The organism is Streptomyces canus (assembly GCF_001514145.1).
Taxonomy (GTDB): Bacteria; Actinomycetota; Actinomycetes; order Streptomycetales; family Streptomycetaceae; genus Streptomyces; species Streptomyces canus.
The window spans coordinates 268013-288532 of the sequence record NZ_KQ948668.1 but is presented as its reverse complement, the minus strand read 5'-3'; the positions used below and the strand labels follow the sequence as shown (position 1 = coordinate 288532).

Here is a 20520-nt window from a genome sequence, read left to right as displayed (position 1 = left end):
GCTTCCTCCTAGAGGGTGTTCAGTACGCGGCCAGGCTCCTGACGGCCGCCACGACCTTGTCGACGGTGGGGATGACCTGCTCCTCCAGCACGTCCGCGAACGGCAGCGGCACACACTCCGCCGCCACCCGCCGCACCGGCGCGTCCAGCAGAGCGAAGCCCTCGTCGGCGACGACGGAGACGAGCGTGGCGCCCCAGCCGCCCTGGTACGGGTTCTCCTCGACGGTGACCAGCCGGGAGGTCCGGCCGAGCGAGGCGAGGACGGTGGCCATGTCGAGCGGCACGAGTGAGCGCAGGTCGACGACCTCGACGCCGATGTCCTCCTGGACGAGCCTCTCCGCGGCCTTCAGCGCGACCGGCACCATCGAGGCGAGCGCCACCAGAGTCACGTCCCCGCCTTCGCGGACGACGGCCGCGTGGCCCAGCTCGACGACGTGGTCCGGCGGCGGGGGTACTCCCTTGCTCGCCAGCAGCCCCTTGTGCTCGAAGAACACCACCGGGTCGTCGCTGCGGATCGCGGCCGCCATCATGCCGATCACGTCGGCGGGGGTGGAAGGTGCCGCGATCTTCAGCCCGGGGACGGTCAGCGCCCAGTTCTCGGTGGCCTGCGAGTGCTGCGCGCCGAAACCGAGCCCGCCGCCGTTGGCGGTGCGAACGACGAGGGGCACGGTGACCTGACCGCCCGTCATGTAACGCACCTTGGGTATCTCGTTGGCGAGGTAGTCCCAACAACAGGCCAAAAAGTCGGAGAACATGATCTCCGCGACGGGCCGCATCCCGGTCATCGCGGCACCCATCGCCGCGCCCACAATGGCCTGTTCGGAGATCGGCGTGTCCCACACCCGCTCCCGCCCGAACTCCTTGAACAGCCCGGCGGTGGTCTTGAACACCCCGCCGGCCTCGCCGATGTCCTCCCCCAGGCAGACGACGGACGGATCGCGTCGCATCTCCCGCGCGATGCCCTCGGCGACCGCCTCCCGGTACGTGATCACGTCCGCCATGCCGCACCCCCGTCCGCCCACACATCGGTGAACGCCTCCCGTGGATCCGGCGGCGGCGCGCTCTTCGCGGCCTCGATCGCCTGCCGTACGACTGTCTGCGCGCGCTCGTCGGCCGCGGTGACGGCCTCCTCGGGCACCCCGGCCTCGGTCAGCCGCCCGCGTGCGATGTCCAGCGGGTCGTGCTTGAGCCAGCGTTCGACCTCCTCGGCGGGGCGGTAGGTCGCCGGGTCGGCCCGGCTGTGTCCGAAGTGGCGGTAGGTCTCGGCCTCCAGCACGGCGGGCCCGTCTCCGGCCCGGGCCCGCCGCGCCAGCCGTGCCACCGCCTCCTGGACGGAGACGACGTCGTTGCCGTCGACGACCTCACCGGGGATGCCGTACGCCGGTGCCCGGTCGGCGGCCGGCCGGGGCACCGCCGTGACGTCGGCGATCGGCGTGTACTCCATGTACTGGTTGTTCTCGCAGACGAACAGCACGGGCAGCTTCCATACGGCGGCCAGGTTCAACGCCTCGTGGAAGGAGCCGATGTTGGTGGCGCCGTCCCCGAAGAAGGCGACCGCGAGCTGTCCGGTGCCGCGCAGCCGGGCGGACCAGGCGGCACCGACCGCCATCGGGAGGTGGGCGCCCACGATGGCGTAGGAGCCGAGCATGTTGGCGTCGGCCTTGGTGAGGTGCATGGACCCGCCCTTGGCCTTGCACAACCCCGTTGCCCTGCTCATGAGTTCGGCCAGGCACTCCTCGGGAGTGGCGCCCCGGGCCATCGCGTGGTGGTGGCCGCGGTAGGTGGCGAAGACGTAGTCGTCGTCGCGCAGAGCGGCGCTCGCGCCGACCGCGATCGCCTCGTGGCCGGCGGCGAGGTGGGTGGTGCCCTTGACGAGGCCCTGCAGGAACAGGTCGTGGGCGGCCTTCTCGGTACGGCGGATGAGAGCCATCTGCTCGTACGATGCGAGGAGTTCAGCGGTGTCCATCGGTGGTCCCCGTGTTGAGGTGGGACTGCGCCTCCCGGGCGGTGTTGAGTTCGCCGCCCACCGTCCAGTACTTGCGGCCGGCCACCAGCAGCTCCTCGGCCGGGAACTTGGTGATGACCTCGCAGCCGTCGGCGGTGACGACCAGTTCCTCCTCGATCCGGGCGGCGGACCAGCCGTCGGCGGCCGGCCAGTAGGTCTCCAGGGCGAACACCATGCCCTCCTCGAGGACTTCGGGGTGGTCGAGGGAGACCAGGCGGCTGAAGATGGGCTTCTCCCAGATCGACAGGCCCACTCCGTGGCCGTACTGGAGAGCGAAGGCGGCGGTCTCGTCGGCGAAGCCGAACTCCTCGGCGCGCGGCCAGACCTGCACGATGTCGGCGGTGGTGGCGCCCGGCCGGACCAGGGAGATCGCCTCGTCCATGTACGCACGGCAGCGGACGTAGGCGTCGCGCTGGGCACGGGAGGCGCTGCCCACGGCGAAGGTGCGGTAGTAGCAGGTGCGGTAGCCGAGGTGGCTGTGCAGGATGTCGAAGAAGGCGGGGTCGCCCGGGCGGATCAGGCGGTCGCTGTAGACGTGCGGGTGCGGTGAACAGCGCTCCCCGGAGATGGCGTTGACACCTTCGACGTACTCGCTGCCCAGGTCGTAGAGGACTTTGCTGACCAGTCCGACGCACTCGTTCTCGCGGACTCCTGGGCGGAGGTATCCGTAGAGCTCCTCGTAGGCCGCGTCGACCATCGCGCAGGCCTGGGCGAGCAGGGAGATCTCGTCGCCGGTCTTGATGCGGCGGGCCTCCAGGAAGACCTGCTGCCCGTCGACGACGTCGATGCCCTCGGCGCGCAGGGCGGCGAGGACCGGCATCTCGGCGACATCGATGCCGAGCGGTTCACCGGCGAGGCCGTGGGCGCGCAGTTCGGCGGCGATCTTCGCGGCGACGTCCTCGGCGATCCCGGCGTCCGGGTGGAAGGCACCCCGCAGAGTGGAGATGCCGGCGCGGGCTCCGGTGGGCGGGCCGCCCTTGCCGTCGCTGTAGTCGAGCCACGGGTTGTAGAGCTGGTGGTGGCGGGCCGCGGAGCCGAAGTCCCAGACGATCGGTTCGCCGCCGCGGACCAGCAGGGCGAAGCGGATCAGTTTGTCCATCGCCCAGGTGCCGATGTGCGTGGCGGTCATGTAGCGGATGTTGGCGAAGTCGAAGCTGAGCACGGCGCCCAGTTCGGAGCGGTTCAGCGTGTCGTGGAGCCGGGCCAGACGCTGTCTGCGCAGCCGGTCCAGGTCGATGCGCTCTTCCCAGTCGACGGCATTGGGGCCGTAAGTTCGGATCGCCATCGCGACCACCCCCACCGTCGAGTCAACGACCGTCCGCGAGGAGTGTCAAGCGTCACTGAACAGTTTGGCTCGACACGAACCAGACGCCCACGGCCGGTTCGTCGCCGTCGTTGCGGTAGCGGTGGGGGGTCGTGGACTCGAAGCTGACGGCGTCGCCGGGGTGCAGGACCTGCTCGTCGAAACCGAGGGTGAGGACGAGTTCGCCGGAGGTCAGATAGCCGTACTCCGTGCCGGCGTGCCGCATCAGGCCGCCCGAGCCGGAGGAGGAGCCGCCGGGCCGGTAGGTGACGAGCAGGAAGTCGACGTCCGTGCCAGGCACGTGCCCGAGCCGCTCCCACACGACGCCGGAATCCAGTTCCAGCACATCCCGCTCACCGGGCGTGACCAGGGGGCCGATGCGGCGGCCGGGGTCGGCCGAGAAGGCCGCGAGAGCGTGCACGACGGTGGCCGAACTCGCCGCCGCCGCCGTTTCCCGCACCTCGAAGAGGGACTCGACGGAGATGCCGAGAGCGGTGGTGATGGCGTACAGGGTGCTGACCGAGGGCTGGCTCTTCCCGGTCTCTATCTGGGAGACCAGGCTCGCGGAGACACCGACCTCGCGGGCCAGGGCGCGCAGCCCCAGACCGCGCTCCAGACGCGCCCGCCGAATGCGCGCACCGACCGACGGCACGGGGGCAGGGGACACGGGCGGCTCCTCTCCTGTGCAGCCCCATTGAACAACCGGTCCCCTCACCCGGGAAAGACCGTCCGCATCACTCGCACCAGACCGCCGCCGCAGGACCGCAAGGTCGCCTCGCGCCGGACCACCGCGACGCCTCGGCCAGACCGCCACGTCCGCCGCGGCAGACCGCCGTATCGCCCGACGCCAGAGCACACCGCACAGCCCGCGGCGTATGACCGGCAGCACCCCAGAAGGACCGCCCCGGCCCAGGGGCAGCGCACCCCCGACACCCTCGAAAAACCGCTGATCCCGACGGTGGCCACGTCAGACGGCTCGGCCTCACGCCATCCCCGCAGTCCCCCACAGCCCCCGGGACAACCCACCTGCGACACCCCGAAGCCCCCGACACCACCCGCACCACACCACCGCGTCCCCCACGCAAGCCCCCCCCCACCCGAATGACCACCACGTCCCCCAGGACAGACGACCCGCACCACCCCGGAAAGACGGCCACGTCATCCGGGAAACACCGCCCGCACCTCCCACCCGTGCTCCGACCGCGGCCCCGCGTGCAGGTCGCCACCCAGTGCGGTCACCCGCTCCTTCAGGCCGACGAGCCCGAAGCCGCCCCCGTGCGCCGCCGCAGGCAACTGGCTGCCGCCGCGTCCGTCGTCGGACACGGTCACCTGCAGGCCGGCCCCTTCGTAGCGCAGCCCGACGGTGACAAGGGTGGCGTCGCCCGCGTGCCGCCGTACGTTGGTCAGGGCCTCCTGCACCACCCGGAACGCGGCCGCCTGCACCTCGTGCGGAAGGTCGTCGGGCACCGAGGTCTCGCGGTGCAGGGTGGCCTTCTGGACGGGGCTCGCGAAACCCTCGATGAGACCCGCGATACCCGCGAGGTCGCCCACCGGACGGCGGTCGGCCGCGTCTTCGGTGTCGCGCAGGACACCGACCGTCCGGCGCATCGACGCCAGCGCCTCGGTCGCGGCACGCTCGATACCGGCGAGGACGGGGTCGAGTTCCTCGGTGCCGGTGTCCGCCATCATGCGGGCCACCTGGGTCTGCACCAGGATGCCGGTGACATGGTGGGCGACGAAGTCGTGCAGGTCGGCGGCGATGGCCAGGCGTTCGGCCCGCCGGGTCTCGCTGACGGCGACGGTCCGCCGGTAGTCCTGCGAACGCAGATACGCGGCGAACGCGATCGTGAGGCCGACCAGGAGAAGCCCGATCAGCATGAACCCCAGCATGGTGTCCTGCTCGGCCAGAAAGGGCCGTACCGGAAGCGCCAGCACGGCGGCCCCGTCGAGCGCGGCACAGGCCACGACCCAGTTGCGCGGGCAGTGCCGTACGGCGACGAACAGCAGGCACAGCAGGATCGCCAGCTCGCCCGGGCCGAACAGGACGCCGGAGCGCGCCACCGAGTCCACCGTGCAGAGCAGGGAGGCGACGGCCGGCACGGTGGTACGCAGCTGCGGGGTGAGCCGACGCGGGTGCCGGTCCGCAGGCCACAGCACGGCGACGCCACCGAGCAGCAGCGTGGCGGCCAACGGCCAGGAGGGACCGTCGCCCTCGGTCGAGTAGGCCACGTCGACGAACACGGCCGCGAACAGCGCGCCGACACCGGCGCCGCCCGCGCAGCCCCGGGCAGATACGGACTTCATGCCGCTCACCGTATGCGCGGCCGCCGCACACGGGATCGGCCGAACGGTCGAGGCGCCGCCGTGCCGGGCCCGGAGACCATGGCCGTTCGGCCGAGGCGGGCGCCCGTGTCCGCGGGTGAGAGTGGAGCCACGTCCCCCGGCAGGAGTCCTCCGCCCCCGGAGGCCTTTCCTCACTGTCCTCAGGAGCATGCGATGCAACGCACGACCCTCGTCACCGGTGTCGGCGCAGTGGCCGGCGCGGCCGTGGTCTTCGGGCTCGGTACCTACTTCTTCACCGGTACCGAGTCGACCACCTCCCTGGACACGCAGAGCACGGCGTCCGTCGGTGGCCACAAGGCGCTCGCGGCGTACGTCGTCGAGGGCCGCACCCAGAGCAAGTACCACCCCCTGCCGTGGGTCGGCGTGAAGGTCACCGACGTCTCCTGCCCGAGCGGGCTCAAGGCCGTGGCGGGCGCCACCCTCGTCTGCACCGGCAAGAAGAGCGGCGGTGGGACCGTGGACATACCCGTCAGCGTGGTCAAGGCCTCGGCGACGTCCATCACCTGGAAGTTCGACCGCTAGCCGGCAGGGAACCGGCTGACGTGACGAACACCGGTCGCCTTCCGACCGGCACCGGGCCCGGCCGTCACCCTCCGGCCGGGCCCGGTGTCACGACTACACCCCACCCTCGGCCACACCCCACCCTCCTCTCCCTGAGGCATGATCGACCCATGACGAGCCCCACCCCGCCGACAGCGCCCATCCGGGTCCTGATCGCCGACGACCAGGACATGGTCCGTACCGGCTTCCGTTTCTTCCTGGACGCGCAGCCGGACATCACCGTGGTCGCCGAGGCCGCCGACGGGGAGACGGCGGTGCGGCTGGCCAGGGAGGTACGGCCCGACGTGTGCCTGCTGGACATCCGGATGCCGAAGCTGGACGGGCTGGAGGCGACGCGGCTGCTGGCGGGGCCCGACGTCGCCGATCCGATGCGCGTGGTCGTGGTCACCACCTTCGATCTCGACGAGTACGTCTACGGCGCGCTGCGCGGCGGTGCCTGCGGGTTCCTGCTGAAGGACTCCGGGCCCACGCTCCTCGCCGAGGCGGTCCGTGCCGCCGCGGCCGGCGACTCACTGGTCTCCCCCTCGGTCACCGTCCGCCTGCTCCGGCACGTCACGGCGGACCGGACGCCGGAGCCGGTCACCGCGCCCCGTCCCGCGCCGGTCACCGAGCCCCTGACCGACCGTGAGCTCGACGTGGTCCGCCTGGTCGCCCTCGGCCGTACGAACGCCGAGATCGCCGCAGAGCTGTACGTCTCGCTCTCCACGGTCAAGACCCATCTCTCCAGCGTCCAGCTCAAACTGGCCGCACGGAACCGCGTGGAGATCGCGGCCTGGGCCTGGCAGAACGGGCACGCGCGACGGGAGGGCTGAGCCGGCCCTCGGACGGGGCGTTCGAGTCGCTGTTTCCGGGACAAGCTGATCATCGGACGGCACAATGGCGGCAACGGCCGCAGGCACGAGAAGGAGCACAGTCGTGAGCGAGAGCCACACCCCGTCGGGTGCGTCGGCGAGGCTGAACACAGGTGTGGCGCACAACGCGCGCGTGTGGAACTACTGGATCGGCGGCAAGGACAACTACGAGGTCGACCAGCGGGTCGGTGATCATGTCGCCGGGATGTTCCCGATCATCCAGGAGATCGCCCGCGCGGACCGCTGGTTCCTGGGTCGCTCGGTGCGCTTCCTCACCGAGGAGCAGGGCATCCGGCAGTTCCTCGACATCGGCACCGGGCTGCCGACGGTGGACAACACCCACGAGATCGCTCAGCGCATCGCCCCCGACGCGCGGATCGTCTACGTCGACAATGACCCGATCGTGCTGATCCACGCCCGCACCCTGCTGACCAGCACCCCCGAGGGCGTCACGGACTACATCGACGCCGACGTCCACGACCCGGCCGCGATCCTCGAACGCGCCGCGCAGACCCTGGACCTGAGCAAGCCGGTCGCGGTGATGATGCTCGGCATCCTCAACTTCGTCCTCGACACCGAGGAGGCCCGGCGGATCGCGCGGGAGGTCATGGCCGCGATGCCCGCCGGCAGCCATCTGGCCCTGACGCACCCCACGTTCGACGCCGATCTCGGCGGCGAGGGCCAGATCCCGGCCATGAAGTTCTGGAACGAGAACGCCACTCCGCCGATCACGGCCCGCAGCGGCGAGGACATCGCCACGTTCTTCGAGGGACTCGACCTCCTGGAACCGGGCCTGGTCTCCTGCTCTCAGTGGCGTGCCGAGTCCGACTCCCCGGTCGTGGTACCGCAGTTCGGCGCGGTGGCCGTGAAATCGTGACACGGGATCCGATCCGGCCGAGCCCGTCGTGGAGGACGTATGACCACCCTTGCCGACCCCGTTCCCGGCGGCCGTCCCGGTGACGTGGACCGGGCCGCCGCACTGAGCGACGAGCTGGCCGACAAGGGCGTGCGCGGTGTGGTCCTGGCCTACGTCGACACCGCGGGCATCTGCCGGGTGAAGACGATCCCGACGGCGAAGCTGCCCTCCGCCGCGGCCTGGGGCGTGGGCATGTCGCCGGTGTTCGACACGTTCCTGGCGAACGACTCCATCGTCACGACCGACACCCTGGGCTCCCCCGACGGCGATCTGCGCCTCTACCCCGACCTCGACCGGCTCGTGGCGCTGGCCGGGCAGCCCGGTTGGGCCTGGGCGCCGGTCGACCGGATCACGCAGGAGGGCGAGCGGCATCCGGGCTGCTCCCGCACGGTCCTCAGGCGGATCGTCACCGAGGCCGCCGAGCGGCACGGGATCACCTTCAAGGCGGGCGTCGAGATCGAGTGGGCGGTGGGCCGGGGTCCGGCGGCGGACGGTGACTTCGTGCCCGCCGTGTCGGGACCGGCGTACGGCGCCACCCGGCAGGTCGAGCTGGGCGACTACGCGGCCGACCTGCTGGCGGCCTGCGACGAGCAGGGCGTCGAGGTCGAGCAGCTCCATCCCGAGTATGCGGCCGGGCAGTTCGAGATCTCGACGGCTGCCCTGGATCCGGTGGCGGCGGCCGACGTCAGCGTGCTCGTACGGCAGACGATCCGAGCGGTGTCCCAGCGGCACGGGCTGGTCGTGTCCTTCGCCCCGGCCGTCTTCGCGGAGGGCGTCGGCAACGGCGGCCATCTCCACCTCTCCGCCTGGCGCGAGGGCGTGAACCTGCACTCGGGCGGCAAGGGCCGGTACGGCATGACGCCCGAGGCCGAGTCGTTCGTCGCGGGTGTCCTCGCCCATCTGCACGCGCTCACCGCCCTGACCGCGCCGAGCCCGGCCAGCTATCTGCGTCTCCAACCCTCCCAGTGGGCCGGTGTGTTCACCGCCTGGGGCCGCGAGACCCGGGAGGCGGCCGTCCGGATCATCACCGGCACGGCGGGCCGGACCGACCGGGCCGCGAACCTGGAGCTGAAGCCGGTCGACCTGGCCGCGAACCCGTATCTCGCGTTCACCGGTCTGATCGCCGCCGGGCTCGACGGCCTGACCTCGGCCATGCCCCTGCCCAGGGAGATCACCGGCGATCCCGCCCTGCTCGCCGCCGACCGGGCGACCGCCATGGGCGTACGCCGGCTGCCGACGTCCCTCTCCCAGGCGGTCCGGGCGTTCCGCGCCGACGAACAGCTGCGGGCCGCGCTGGGCCCGGTCCTCGCCGACGCCGTGGTCGCCGTGCGCTTCGGGGAGAGCGATTCCGTGGCCGACCTGGACGACGAGCAGATCGCGGCGGCGTACCGCTGGAAGTACTGAGCATGAGCGGACGGGTCCACGAGGCCCTCGACGCAGCCCGGCTGGTGGACCACCACTGCCACGGAGTCGTGGTGGACGGCCTCGACCGGACGGGCTTCGAGTCGCTGCTCACCGAGGGCGCGGCCTGGCCGGGGATCTCCCCCTTCGACAGCCCCGTCGGCGTGGCGGTCCGCCGGCACTGCGCACCCCTGCTGGACCTCCCGCGCCACGCGCCGCCCGACGCCTACCTGGCCCGCCGCGCGGAACTCGGCCCGCAGGAGGTCAACCGCCGCTTCCTGACCGCGGCGGGCACGGACGTGTTCTGCGTGGACACCGGGTACGCGCCGGATGGTCTCACCACACCGGCGGAGCTGGCAGCGGCCGCGGGCGGGACGGCGTACGAGATCGTGCGGCTGGAGGGTGTCGCGGAGGCGGTGGCGGCGCGGGGCGTGGGGCCGGACGCGTACGCGGACGAGTTCCGCGCGGCCGCTCTGGAGGCCGTGGGGCGGCCGGGTGTGGTGGCCGTGAAGTCGGTCGCCGCCTACCGCACCGGCTTCGACCTGGACCCGGCGCGCCCCTCGGACGCGGAGGTCACCCGTGCCGCCGCCGGCTGGCTCGCTCATGGTGGACGACTGGCCGATCCGGTTCTCGTACGGCATCTGCTGTGGACCGCCTTGGACCTTGGGCTGCCGCTCCAGTTGCACACCGGGTTCGGCGACAGCGACATCCGTATGCACCGCGTGGACCCGACCCACCTCACGGACTGGCTGCACCTGACCGCGGGCACGATCCCGGTCCTGCTGCTGCACTGCTGGCCGTATCAGCGGCAGGCCGCCTATCTGGCCGCGGTGTTCGAGCAGGTGTACCTCGACGTGGGCCTCACCCTGCACTACGTCGGCCCCGCACGGTCCCGGGCGATCCTGGCGGAGGCGCTGGAGATCACGCCGTTCCGCAAGCTGCTGTACAGCTCCGACGCGTACGGAGTGGCCGAATTCCATCTGCTCGGCGCGCTGTCGTTCCGGCGGGGTCTGGCCGGACTGCTCCAGGAGCGGGTGGACGCCGACGAGCTGAGCCTGCCGGACGCGTTGCGCGTCGCGGCCTGGACGAGCGGGGACAACGCCCGCCGCCTCTACGGACTTCCCGCCCTGTCCCCCGTCCCACCAGGCGAGCGCGACTGAGCGCCCGCCGTCCCCGGAAAGTATGATCTAGCAATGTCTGACTTGACCGAAACCACGCCCGGCTGGCTGAGCGCCGACGATCTCGAGCAGGCGCGCGCCCGGATGCCCATCCTGTACGTCGAGGCCGTGCCCGTGCGCGTCGACGACAGCGGCGAAGTCACCAGCGTCGGCCTGCTGCTGCGCATCGGACCCGACGGAACGGTCAGCCGGACGCTGGTCTCCGGCCGCGTTCTGCACCACGAGCGGGTCCGGGACGCCCTGTTGCGCCACCTGGAGAAGGACTTGGGACCCGTGGCCCTGCCCCGGATCCCGCCCTCCCTGCAGCCCTTCACGGTGGCGGAGTACTTCCCCACCCAGGGGGTCACGCCGTACCACGACCCGCGCCAGCACGCGGTGTCCCTCGTCTACGTCGTCCCGGTGAGCGGCGACTGCCAGCCCCGCCAGGACGCCCTGGACCTGGTGTGGTTCAGCCCGCAGGAGGCCCTGTCACCGGCGGTGGAGAGCGAGATGCCCGGCGGGCACGGAGTGCTGCTCAAGCAGGCGCTCGCCCACATGGGCTGCGCTGTCTGAGGCCCCGGTCAGTCGGTCTCCTTGCGCTGCGTCGTGCCGGGCTCGCCGCTGTCCCGCGTCCACTCGACGACCAGTTCGTCCTTGCTGCCGAAGCGGACCAGGTGGCTGCCGACGACACCCTCCAGGAGATCGAGGTGCTCGGACTCCGTCTCCAGCCTCAGCAGCAGCGCATCCTCGGTGGCGGTGAGGGAGCCCTTGCCTCCGTTCTGGAAGAGCAGGCTGCCCTCACCGCTCTCCTCGTCCCACGTGGTCCGGCTGCGACGCCCGAGGTGCGAGGCGAGCTGCTTGGCGTAGCGGTGCGGGCGGTCGGTGGCGACGCGGGCTTCGGAGCGGGGCATGGGTACTCCCAGGAGTGCGGTGGCGCAGTACGGACTCGATGCTGCCGCAACACCGGTCGTCCCACGTCCATTCCGCACCCCTCGCCCACCGCAACATAGGTGTGCGGCCTATGTGCGGGTCTTGCTCGTCATGGAGAACTCGTCGGCCTCCGCCAGGTCGAAGTCGCCATGGTCGCTGCCCAGGCCCTGCGCCACCAGCGCCGCCGCGGCACTGCCCAGGATCGCCGCCTCGCGTGGCGTACGGCCCAGGCCCACCCCGCGCAGGAAGCCCGCCGAGAAGGCGTCGCCGCAGCCGGTGGTGTCGACGACCTCGACCTCGAAGGCGGGGACGGTCTCCGTGCCCTCGGCGGTGACCAGGAGGGCGCCGTCGCCGCCACGCGTGACCGCGACCAGGCCCACTCCCCCGGCCAGGAACTTCTTCGCACCGGTCACCAGGTCCTCTTCCTCGCTGAAGCCAAGGATCTGGTCCTCGTTGGGGAGCAGGAAGTCGACGTACGGGAGCAGCGGTTCGATCTGGTCGAAGGTGCCGAGCGCACCCGGTGCGAGCAGGTCCACCGAGGTGGTGACGCCGTGGTCCTTGGCGTGCGCCAGGATGCGGGCGGCGACCTCGGCTCCGATCAGCTCGGGGCCGCCGAGGTGGAGGTGGCTCGCCTCGGCGACCGCGTCCCAGGGCACGTCGTCGAGGCCGTAGGTGATGTTGGCGCCGAGCAGGTGGAGAGTGGGGCGGTCACCGTTGGGGCGGATGGGCAGGACCGTCGCGGAGGTGGAGGTGTCGATACGGCGGACGAGCAACTCGGTGTCGATCCCCGCCTTGTCGAGGAGTTGTGTGAGCAGGTCGCCCGTCGGGTCGGTGCCGATCGCCCCGGCGGTGCGCACCGAGGCACCCAGCTTGGCGAGCGTGAGGGCGGTGCCCGCGGCCGTGCCGGCGGCGGTCATGCGGATGTCCTCGACCAGGGTCGCGCCCTGGCCCTCGGGTATCTCCTCGACCGGCCGTACCAGCACGTCCAACACGTGCACACCCATGGTGACGACGTTCTGTGCCTTCATCGAGTTCCCTCCGGTGCGGATTGCGTGGTGCCGTAGTCGCGGGCGAGGGCGGCCTCGATCACCGCGATCTGCTGCTGTTCGTCGAGGATGCGGGGCTGCCCCAGGGCGGCCGCGCGCTGGTAGACACCGCAGGCCCACTCCAGGAGCAGTGCGTGCTCGACCGCCTTGTCGAGGGTCGGGGCATGGGTGACCGCGCCGTGGTTGGCCATCAGGGCCGCACCGCGCCCCTCCAGCGCGGTGAGGACCGACTGGGCGAGTTCCGGGGTGCCGAAGGTGGCGTACGGCGCGACCCGGACGGTGCCGCCGAGGGCCAGCAACTGGTAGTGGATGCAGGGCAGTTCGTCGAGGACGAGGGAGAGCGCGGTGGCCATCGGGGCGTGGGTGTGCACGACGGCGGTGGTGCCGTAACGGCGGTAGACGCCGAGGTGGAGGTCGAGCTCCGAGGTCGGCAGCAGGCTTCCGGCCACGATCTCTCCGTCGAGGTCCACCACGGTCACCTGGTCCGGGGTGAGCTCGGCCAGGACGGCGCCGGTCGCGGTGATCGCCACGTGGTCCTCGACGCGTACGCTGACATTGCCCGCCGTACCGATGAGCAGTCCCTCGGCTCCCAGACGGCGGCAGGCGTCCGCCACGGCGGCCCGCTCCTCGCTCAGCACCGGGCTTGAGTCGGTCATGCGCGCGACGCTAACCTAAACCTGAAACAAAGTCACGTTCACGTTCGGAGGTTGTCTCGTGAGGTGGTCACGTGGGTGAGCGGAGGTCGTCCCGTGGCTGAGCCCACCCCGGACGCCGAGTCGGCCGCATGGGTCGCCGCCCTGCGCCGCACTCCCCAACAGGCCCGTAGCCGGGCCCGGTTGGCCAGGGTCCTCGAAGCGGCGGAGCGCATCCTGGTCGAGGAGGGCGTCGAGTCGCTCACCACGACCCGGATCGCGTCGGAGGCGCGGGTGTCGGTCGGCTCGCTGTACCAGTACCTGCCCGACCGCGGGGCGATCATCGACGCGCTCGCGGCCGGCTACTTCGCCAAGCTGGAAGCGGCGATGGACGCGCTCGTCGAGGCTGCGGCCACCGAACGCTGGGAGGACCCCGTCGGTGTCCTCGTCGACGCGTACGCGGAGATCTACCGCACTGAACACGGCTTCCGCGCCCTGTGGTTCGGCAGCGGACTGACCGAGCGGACCCGGACCGCGGACCGCGAGCACAAGCGCCGGATGGCCGACGGGATCCGCCGTATCCTGCTCGCCCTGCGGCTCGCCGAGGACGACGAGACCCTCGCCCGCGTCTGCCACGCCGCGATCCTCGCCGCCGACGCCCTCGCCCAGGAGGCCTTCCGCCGGGAAACGAAGGGGGACGCGGCGCTGCTCGAGGAGACCAAGATCCTGCTGCGCGGTTATCTCACGGACATCGCGGCGCGGTACAACGGTTCCTGACGTCTTCTGCGCAACGGGGGTCCGATGCAGCTCACCTTCACCGGCCGGGTGATCGAGTGGCGCGGCCCGGCGCCCTACTACTTCGTCCCGGTGCCCGACCAGGAGTCCGCCGACATAGGTGAGGTGGCCCGGATGGCCACCTACGGCTGGGGCGTGATCCCGGTCGAGGCCCGGATCGGCGAGGTCACCTTCACGACGTCGCTGTTCCCGAAGGACGGCGGCTATCTGCTGCCGCTCAAGAACGCGGTGCGGACACCGGAGGGGCTCGACGCGGGGGACGACGTGAGGGTGGAGATGACGGTCCGCTTCTAGCTCTCACGGGTCTCCTGCGCCACGACGACGGCCACGTATCGTGCAGCCGTGACCGAGACCGAGCCCCTGCGGCTGCCCGACATGCCGTTGCACGATCCGTTCGTCGTCGCCGACGCCGAGACGCGGACGTACTACCTCTACACCTCCAACGAACCGTCCGTCTCGGGTGTGGAGGGCGTCGGGACGATGGTCTACCGCAGTCGGGATCTGCGGGACTGGGCGCGGCCCGTCGTGGTGTTCCGGACGGACGAGCAGGAGGGGATCTGGGCGCGGGACGGCGGGTGGGCGCCGGAGGTGCACGCGTGGGGTGGCAAGTACTACCTGTTCACCACACTGCACGACGAGGGCCGGGTGCTGCCGGTGCCACCGGCCGGGCGGTGGGGCACGCCCTTCCAGCTGCCGAACCATGCGCGCGGCACGATCACCGCGGTGTCCGACTCGCTGCTCGGGCCCTTCACCGCCGTCGACCCGTCCGGCCCCACTCCGCCCGCGCGCCTCATGACCCTCGACGGCACGCTCTACGTCGACCCGGCCGGGCAGCCCTGGATGGTGTACGCGCACGAGTGGCTGCAGACCGTCGACGGGACGATGGAAGCCGTGCGGCTGGCTCCCGATCTGACCGGGACGGTCGGCGAGCCCGTCTTTCTGTTCAAGGGCTCGGACGCGTTCTGGCTCGGTGAGCAGATCCCCGCGGGCGTACCGCACCAGCTCGCGCCCTACGTCACCGACGGCCCGCAGCTCCACCGCACCCCTGACGGTGCCCTCCTCATGCTGTGGTCGACGTACGAGAAGAACACGGCCGGTGCGGACGGCACCGTCAGCGGCGGTTACGTGCAGACCTACGCCGTGTCCAAGTCCGGTGAGCTGACCGGCCCTTGGGAGCAGCGCCGGCCGCTGGTCCGGGACGACAGCGGGCACGGGATGCTGTTCGGGACCTTCGACGGCCGGCTGATGATGATCCTTCACCGCCCTTTCGAGAACGCGCGCGGGAAGCTGTACGAGATGCGGGTCGAGGGCGACGAGTTGCGGGTGCTGCGGCAGTGCACCGATCTGGACGGCGACGACATCAGCGGGTGAACGGTTCGGCCCGCTTGACGTAGGCGTGGTAGGTCGTCGCTGGTCCTCGTCAGCGCCCGGTCGTCGGCAGCCACACCCGCATCGTCGACGGGCCGCGGTTCGCCCAGGAGTTGTACGGCACCAGCAAGATCCCTTCTTTCTCGGCGGCGGGCACCTCGGTCTGGTCCGGCGGCCGGTACGGCCACTCCTCGTCGTGCGGCTCGACGAGTTCACCCGGCGCCACGACCGTGTCACCCGGTCCGTCCACCGGCTCGGCGGTGGTATCCACCCGCACGGCGTCGACTTCCCGTCCGCCCGGCAGGTCCACCGACTCGGCGCAGTACACCAGGGGGCCGCGCTGGACGGCGACCGTCCCGCGTACCGCGTCGATGCGGGGGTCCGGCCCGATCCAGCGCGGGGCGACGGGCAGTTCGAGCCGGATCTCGTCGCCGGGGCGGAAGACGCGGGTGACCGTCGCCGTGCCCGGGGCGACGGTGCGGCGGGTTCCGTCCGCGTCAAGCAGCCGGGCCGTGGCCCCCTCCGTCCATGCCGGGACGCGCAGGGACAGGGTCCATGGGTGGTCCGGGGACCGGGCGATCCGTACGGTCACGGTCCCGTCGGACGGGTAGTCGGTGCGCACGCGCAGGGCGATGCCGTCGACGGAGATTTCGGCGTCCGCGTACTGGTGGAGCTGGATGCCGTGGTCGTCGACGGAAGCCAGATACGCGGGCAGCAGGGCCAGAGTGCGGGCCACGTTGGTCGGGCAGCAGGACACCGCGAACCAGGGGGCGCGCAGACTCGATTCGGCGCGCGGGCTCACGGCGTCCGCCACCGGGACGGTGCCGCGTCGGCGGCGGTGCAGGGTGTTGGCGTAGAAGAAGGAGCGGCCGTCCTCGGAGGGTGAGGTCGCCACGACGTTGAACAGGGTCCGTTCGGCGAGGTCGGCGAAGCGTGGTTCACCGGTGGCGAGGAGGAGCCGCCAGCTGAGCATCACGGAGGCGACGGCGGCGCAGGTCTCCGAGTAGGCGCGGTCGGGCGGGAGGACGAAGTCGTCGCCGAAGGACTCGTCGCGGTGGTGGGAGCCCATGCCGCCGGTCAGGTAGGTGCGTCGGGCGACCGTGGTCTCCCACTGCCGTACGACGGCCGCGAGGAGTTCCTCGTCCCCCGTCTCCACGGCGACGTCCACGGCACCGGCCGCGAGGTAGAGGGCGCGGACGGCGTGGCCGCGCAGGACGGTGGCCTGCCGGACGGGCAGGTCGTCCTGGTAGTAGACGCGGCCGAACTCGCCGTCGGCGAGCGTGCCTCGGCCTCGGCGGTCGATGAAGAGTGCCGCCTGGTCGAGGTAGCGCTGTTCGCCGGTCGCCCGGGCCAGTTCGACCAGGGCGGTCTCGATCTCGGGGTGTCCACATACGCCGTCGATGCCGCCGGGGCCGAAGGTGGCGCACACGTGGTCGGCGGCCCGCTGGGCGACCTTCGCCAGCGCGCCCTCGCCACGGGTGCGGATCTGCGCCACGCCCGCCTGGATCAAGTGGCCGTAGCAGTACAGCTCGTGGCCCCATTCGAGGTCGCTGTAGCGGGGCTGTTGTCCGGGGCGGCCGAAGGCGGTGTTCAGGTAGCCGTCGGGTTCCTGGGCCGAGGCGATCGTCTCGGCGATGGTGTCGAAGCCGGTGCCTGCCCAGGCCATCGCTTCGAGCAGCTTGTAGACGTCGGAGTCGGCGAACTCCCGTCCCCGCCGCTGCTCCACGGGTGCGCTGAAGTTGCCGGTCCAGCCGACGCGTTCCATCCAGTCGCGGCAGTGGTCGAGGGTGGCGGTGGCGTTGACCTCCCTGCGCCCGGCCCAGAAGCCGCCGGTGATCCGGACCTCCTCGAGTCCGAGAGGCCGTAGCCGACCGCGACTCGGTGCGACCGGTACGACAAGGTCCCTGTTCGCCTTCAACAACGCGTCATCCCTTCAGGGCGCCCGACATGAACCCGCGCACGTAGTGCCGTTGCAGAAGCAGGAAAACGAGGAGACAGGGCACGGCGAGCACCACCACGCCCGCCTCGGTGGCGCCGTAGTCGACGGCCCCCATGCTCTGTTGGCGCAGATTCGCCACGGCCAGCGGCAGGGGCGCCTTCTCGCTGTCGGAGATGAGGATCAGCGGGGCGATGAAGTCGTTCCAGGCCGCGAGGAAGGCGAAGAGGCCCACCGTGATCACTCCCGGCCGCACCGCCGGGATCAGCACCCGGCGCAGGGCGCCCGCGGTGCCGCAGCCGTCGACGAGGGCCGACTCCTCCAGTTCGCGGGGGACCGCCTCGAAGGAGATCCTCATCATGAAGGTGGCGAACGGCAGTTGGAACATGGCCAGCACCAGGCTCAGCCCGAGCAGGGAGTTCTGGAGGTGCAGCCGGCCGAGGAGGACGTAGAGGGGGATCAGGAGGGTGGCGTACGGGACCATGAGGATGGCCAGGGTCAGCAGGAACAGCAGGTTCTTGCCGGGGAAGCTGAACCGTGCGAAGGCGTAGCCGCCGAGGAGCGACACACCGACGGTGAGCGCGACCGTGAGGGCCGAGACGACGGTCGAGTTGAGGAGGTAGCGCCACAGTCCGGCGTCGTAGTCGAGGAGGGTGCGGTAGTTGCCGAAGCCGTAGCCGGACTCCTGGGCGGTGCCGGGCTGGGCGCTGACGGAGGCCCAGGTGTTCCAGAGCAGCGGGAAGAGGAAGATGACGGCGAGGCCGGAGGCGACGACGTAGTACGGCGTCTGTCCGAGAGCCCGGGTGCGCACGGCGTGGTCCCCCTTCATGATTCGTCGGCGTGCCGCAGACCGCGGAACTGCAGGGCGTTGAGGAGGAGCAGCGCGGCCAGCACGAGGATCGAGAGGGCCGCCGCGGTACCGAGGTCGAGCCGCTGGAACGCCTCCCGGTAGATCAACTGCACGACCGTCACGGTGCTGTTGTCCGGACCGCCCTTGGTCAGGACGAAGAACTGGTCGAAGGCGAGCAGCGATCCGGTCACGCACAGCAGCAGGGACAGGGCGAGGGAGGGCCGCAGCAGCGGCAGGGTGATGGAGCGGAAGATCTGGCCGCGGCCGGCGCCGTCCATGCGCGCCGCCTCGTACAGCTCGTGCGGGATGCGCTGGAGGCCGACGAGCAGGATCAGCATGTAGAAGCCGGCGAACTTCCAGACGACGAGGAACACCGTCGACAGCAGGGCTGAGGTCGGTGTGCCGAGAAAGGACACCGGGCCGTCGACCAGGCCGAGTTCCTCCAGGGGGCGGCTGAGCGGGCCGGTGGTGGGGCTGTACATGCCCCAGAACAGCAGGGAGGCGGAGGCGAGCCCGAGGGCGCCCGGCAGGAAGTAGACCGTGCGGAAGAAGCCGGTGCCGGGGCGGGACTCCTGCACCAGCAGCGCGAGGAGGAGCGCGAGGCCGAGGAGGACGACGGTGACGATCCCCGTGTAGAGGAGCGTGAAGCGGACCGCGGGCCAGAACAGGGTGCTGTCGGTGACGTCGGTGTAGTTCTCGGGGGTGTTGGCCCCCTGGTCGCCGGCGAGCAACGGCCAGTCGTGGAGCGACATCTGGCCGACGAGGAGGAGGGGCAGGACGAAGAGGACGGCGACGAACACGGCTGTCGGGGTGGCGTATCCAAGGCCTTGGAGGGTGCGGGAGTGCCACAGGCGGCGCTGCCGGCGTTCCGTCCGGACCAGGGGTTCGACTGTCTCCCGGTCCGGTGTCTTCACCTGCATGTCCCTCCTCAGCCGTAGCCCCTGCGGCATGGTCAGTCGGTCAGTGAGGCGGTGACGGCCTCGTTGTCCTTCTCGACCTTCGCCGCGTCACCGAAGACGGCGTCACGCATCAGGGTCAGCCAGGGCCCGTTGGGGTCGTTGAAGGTCTGGCCGAACTTCAGGGCGTAGGGGGTACGGCCGTCCGCCACCAGCTGGTTGATGGTGACCAGGCGCGGGTCGGCCTTGGAGTACTTGTTGGACGCGAGGTCGGTGCGGGCCACCACGTCCTTGTGCGCGGCGACCACGTCGACCTGTGCCTCGTCGCCCACGGACCAGGCGAGGAAGTTCCAGGCCTGGTCGGTCTTGTCGCTGGTGGCGGAGATGCCGATGGCGTCCCCGCCGACGAAGGTGGACTTGCCGCCGTCGGGTCCGGGAATGGGGGCGACACCGAGGTCGAGGTCCTTGGGCATCAGGCCCAGGGTCGTCGACGGCATGGGCATCACGCCGACCTTGCCCTTCGGGAAGACTCCGGTCCAGGTCACCCCGGTCTCGTCGCGGGCGCCGGGGGCCACGATGTCGTCCTGGACCCAGCCGCGGTAGGTGTCGTAGACCTTCTCGGCGGTGTCGGAGGCCAGGAGGGCCTCGGTGCCGTCCTTGTTCAGTACGTCCTCGCCGGCCGCCCAGATCGACGGCCACCAGGTGAAGACGCCACAGCCGCCGCAGTTGCCGCCGAAGAAGGTGCCGCTGACGCCACCGCCCAACTTGTCGACGGCCCGCGCCTGTTGGTCCCACTCGGCCAGCGTGGTGGGCGGCTTGCCGGGGTCGAGCTTCGCCCGGCGGTAGAGGTCCTTGTTGTAGAAGAGCACCGAGAGGTCGAGGGTGTGCGGGACGACGTACTTCTTGCCGTCGTACGTGCCCGCCTTGATGTGCGACTGGGCGAGGTCGTCCGCGAAGGGCAGGGCGTCGATGCGGCCGGTGAGGTCGGCGAAGAGCCCACTGGAGGTGTAGTTCGGGACGAACACCACGTCGGAGGCGAACAGGTCGGGGAGGTCCTTGGAGCCGGCGGCCGCGCCGACCTTGGCCTGGTAGTCGTCGGTGGGGACGACGGTCAGTTCGACCTTGTTCTTGTGGTGGGCGTTGTACGCCTTGACCAGGGCCTCGCTCTGCGGGCGGGTCGCCGCGCGGGTCCACATCGTCAGCGTGGCGCCGTCGTCGACGCCCTTCGCGTCCGCTGTGCCCCCTCCCCCGCCGCCGGAGTCGTCGTCCCCCGATCCGCAGGCCGTGGCGAGGCCGACGGTGGCGGCCAGGGCGACTGCGGCGGTGACGAGTCGGCGGACGGGTCCACGCGATCCGAACGGGCTCCCCATGACGATCCCCCTACGTGACGAGCACCCGGAAGAAACGGGCCGAAAAGGCTTTCGTCAAGCTAGAACCGAGCTCACTGCCCGTCAATCCCCCGCGCAGAACAACGAGTTCAGGTGGGCGAGCGAAAATTCTCGCGTACGGTTGAGAGTGCGCGACGCGAGAC

At 71.1% G+C, this 20520-nt stretch carries 21 protein-coding genes; 9 read left to right on the top strand and 12 right to left on the bottom strand.

What is annotated here, in order from left to right; all coding sequences use genetic code 11:
* Positions 1-19: 19 nt before the first annotated feature.
* The 5 genes from AQJ46_RS35430 to AQJ46_RS35410 form a co-directional block, all read right to left on the bottom strand.
* Entirely contained in the window at positions 20-1000 is a 981-nt protein-coding gene (locus tag AQJ46_RS35430) for an alpha-ketoacid dehydrogenase subunit beta (RefSeq protein ID WP_059209444.1), read from the bottom strand.
* Complete coding sequence (locus AQJ46_RS35425; protein ID WP_059209443.1) at positions 988-1965, bottom strand: thiamine pyrophosphate-dependent dehydrogenase E1 component subunit alpha; 978 nt, start codon at positions 1963-1965, stop codon at positions 988-990. The genes AQJ46_RS35430 and AQJ46_RS35425 overlap by 13 nt, the downstream gene beginning before the upstream one ends.
* On the bottom strand, positions 1952-3289 hold the full coding sequence (locus AQJ46_RS35420) for a M24 family metallopeptidase (RefSeq protein WP_059209485.1): 1338 nt from the start codon (positions 3287-3289) through the stop codon (positions 1952-1954). The genes AQJ46_RS35425 and AQJ46_RS35420 overlap by 14 nt, the downstream gene beginning before the upstream one ends.
* Positions 3290-3341: 52 nt before the next feature.
* Complete coding sequence (locus AQJ46_RS35415; RefSeq protein WP_057610259.1) at positions 3342-3974, bottom strand: helix-turn-helix domain-containing protein; 633 nt, start codon at positions 3972-3974, stop codon at positions 3342-3344.
* A 491-nt stretch (positions 3975-4465) separates the two neighbouring features.
* On the bottom strand, positions 4466-5611 hold the full coding sequence (locus AQJ46_RS35410; RefSeq protein WP_059209442.1) for a sensor histidine kinase: 1146 nt from the start codon (positions 5609-5611) through the stop codon (positions 4466-4468).
* A gap of 192 nt (positions 5612-5803) precedes the next feature.
* On the opposite strand from AQJ46_RS35410, the gene AQJ46_RS35405 reads away from it, so the two are divergent.
* The 6 genes from AQJ46_RS35405 to AQJ46_RS35380 all read left to right on the top strand — a co-directional run bounded on the left by AQJ46_RS35405 (position 5804) and on the right by AQJ46_RS35380 (position 11109).
* A complete protein-coding gene (locus AQJ46_RS35405) occupies positions 5804-6172 on the top strand; it encodes a DUF4333 domain-containing protein (RefSeq protein ID WP_059209441.1) in 369 nt (122 codons plus the stop codon).
* 149 nt (positions 6173-6321) lie between these two features.
* Entirely contained in the window at positions 6322-7023 is a 702-nt protein-coding gene (locus AQJ46_RS35400) for a response regulator (protein WP_059209440.1), read from the top strand.
* A gap of 103 nt (positions 7024-7126) precedes the next feature.
* Positions 7127-7939, top strand: a complete 813-nt coding sequence (locus AQJ46_RS35395) for an SAM-dependent methyltransferase (protein ID WP_059209439.1) — start codon at positions 7127-7129, stop codon at positions 7937-7939.
* A gap of 39 nt (positions 7940-7978) precedes the next feature.
* Positions 7979-9382 (top strand): glutamine synthetase family protein, encoded by a 1404-nt coding sequence (locus AQJ46_RS35390; RefSeq protein WP_059209438.1) that lies wholly within the window; start codon positions 7979-7981, stop codon positions 9380-9382.
* A gap of 2 nt (positions 9383-9384) precedes the next feature.
* On the top strand, positions 9385-10539 hold the full coding sequence (locus AQJ46_RS35385; protein ID WP_059209437.1) for an amidohydrolase family protein: 1155 nt from the start codon (positions 9385-9387) through the stop codon (positions 10537-10539).
* Between the two features lie 33 nt (positions 10540-10572).
* The gene (locus AQJ46_RS35380; RefSeq protein WP_107104795.1) at positions 10573-11109 is read left to right on the top strand and encodes an NUDIX hydrolase family protein; all 537 of its coding nucleotides are present in this window, start codon (positions 10573-10575) and stop codon (positions 11107-11109) included.
* An 8-nt stretch (positions 11110-11117) separates the two neighbouring features.
* Here AQJ46_RS35380 and AQJ46_RS35375 read toward each other — a convergent pair whose 3' ends face one another.
* The 3 genes from AQJ46_RS35375 to AQJ46_RS35365 all read right to left on the bottom strand — a co-directional run bounded on the left by AQJ46_RS35375 (position 11118) and on the right by AQJ46_RS35365 (position 13168).
* The gene (locus tag AQJ46_RS35375; protein ID WP_059209436.1) at positions 11118-11447 is read right to left on the bottom strand and encodes a DUF2218 domain-containing protein; all 330 of its coding nucleotides are present in this window, start codon (positions 11445-11447) and stop codon (positions 11118-11120) included.
* A gap of 108 nt (positions 11448-11555) precedes the next feature.
* Positions 11556-12494, bottom strand: coding sequence for a carbohydrate kinase family protein (locus tag AQJ46_RS35370; RefSeq protein WP_059209435.1), 939 nt, complete (start codon positions 12492-12494; stop codon positions 11556-11558).
* A complete protein-coding gene (locus AQJ46_RS35365; RefSeq protein ID WP_059209434.1) occupies positions 12491-13168 on the bottom strand; it encodes a class II aldolase/adducin family protein in 678 nt (225 codons plus the stop codon). The genes AQJ46_RS35370 and AQJ46_RS35365 overlap by 4 nt, the downstream gene beginning before the upstream one ends.
* A gap of 93 nt (positions 13169-13261) precedes the next feature.
* Between AQJ46_RS35365 and AQJ46_RS35360 the strand changes: the two genes are divergently transcribed.
* From AQJ46_RS35360 to AQJ46_RS35350, 3 genes are all read left to right on the top strand, one after another.
* On the top strand, positions 13262-13921 hold the full coding sequence (locus AQJ46_RS35360) for a TetR/AcrR family transcriptional regulator (RefSeq protein WP_059209433.1): 660 nt from the start codon (positions 13262-13264) through the stop codon (positions 13919-13921).
* A gap of 24 nt (positions 13922-13945) precedes the next feature.
* A complete protein-coding gene (locus AQJ46_RS35355) occupies positions 13946-14233 on the top strand; it encodes a DUF1905 domain-containing protein (RefSeq protein WP_059209432.1) in 288 nt (95 codons plus the stop codon).
* Between the two features lie 81 nt (positions 14234-14314).
* Positions 14315-15310, top strand: a complete 996-nt coding sequence (locus AQJ46_RS35350) for a glycoside hydrolase family 43 protein (RefSeq protein ID WP_107117386.1) — start codon at positions 14315-14317, stop codon at positions 15308-15310.
* 49 nt (positions 15311-15359) lie between these two features.
* Here AQJ46_RS35350 and AQJ46_RS35345 read toward each other — a convergent pair whose 3' ends face one another.
* The 4 genes from AQJ46_RS35345 to AQJ46_RS35330 are packed head-to-tail and all read right to left on the bottom strand — an operon-like array spanning position 15360 to position 20359.
* Positions 15360-17225: a glycoside hydrolase family 127 protein gene (locus AQJ46_RS35345; RefSeq protein ID WP_059209484.1), complete on the bottom strand. Its 1866-nt coding sequence runs from the start codon at positions 17223-17225 to the stop codon at positions 15360-15362.
* Between the two features lie 7 nt (positions 17226-17232).
* On the bottom strand, positions 17233-18054 hold the full coding sequence (locus AQJ46_RS35340) for a carbohydrate ABC transporter permease (protein ID WP_059209483.1): 822 nt from the start codon (positions 18052-18054) through the stop codon (positions 17233-17235).
* 14 nt (positions 18055-18068) lie between these two features.
* Positions 18069-19013: a carbohydrate ABC transporter permease gene (locus AQJ46_RS35335; RefSeq protein ID WP_059209430.1), complete on the bottom strand. Its 945-nt coding sequence runs from the start codon at positions 19011-19013 to the stop codon at positions 18069-18071.
* Between the two features lie 32 nt (positions 19014-19045).
* A complete protein-coding gene (locus tag AQJ46_RS35330; RefSeq protein WP_059209429.1) occupies positions 19046-20359 on the bottom strand; it encodes an ABC transporter substrate-binding protein in 1314 nt (437 codons plus the stop codon).
* Positions 20360-20520 lie beyond the last annotated feature (161 nt).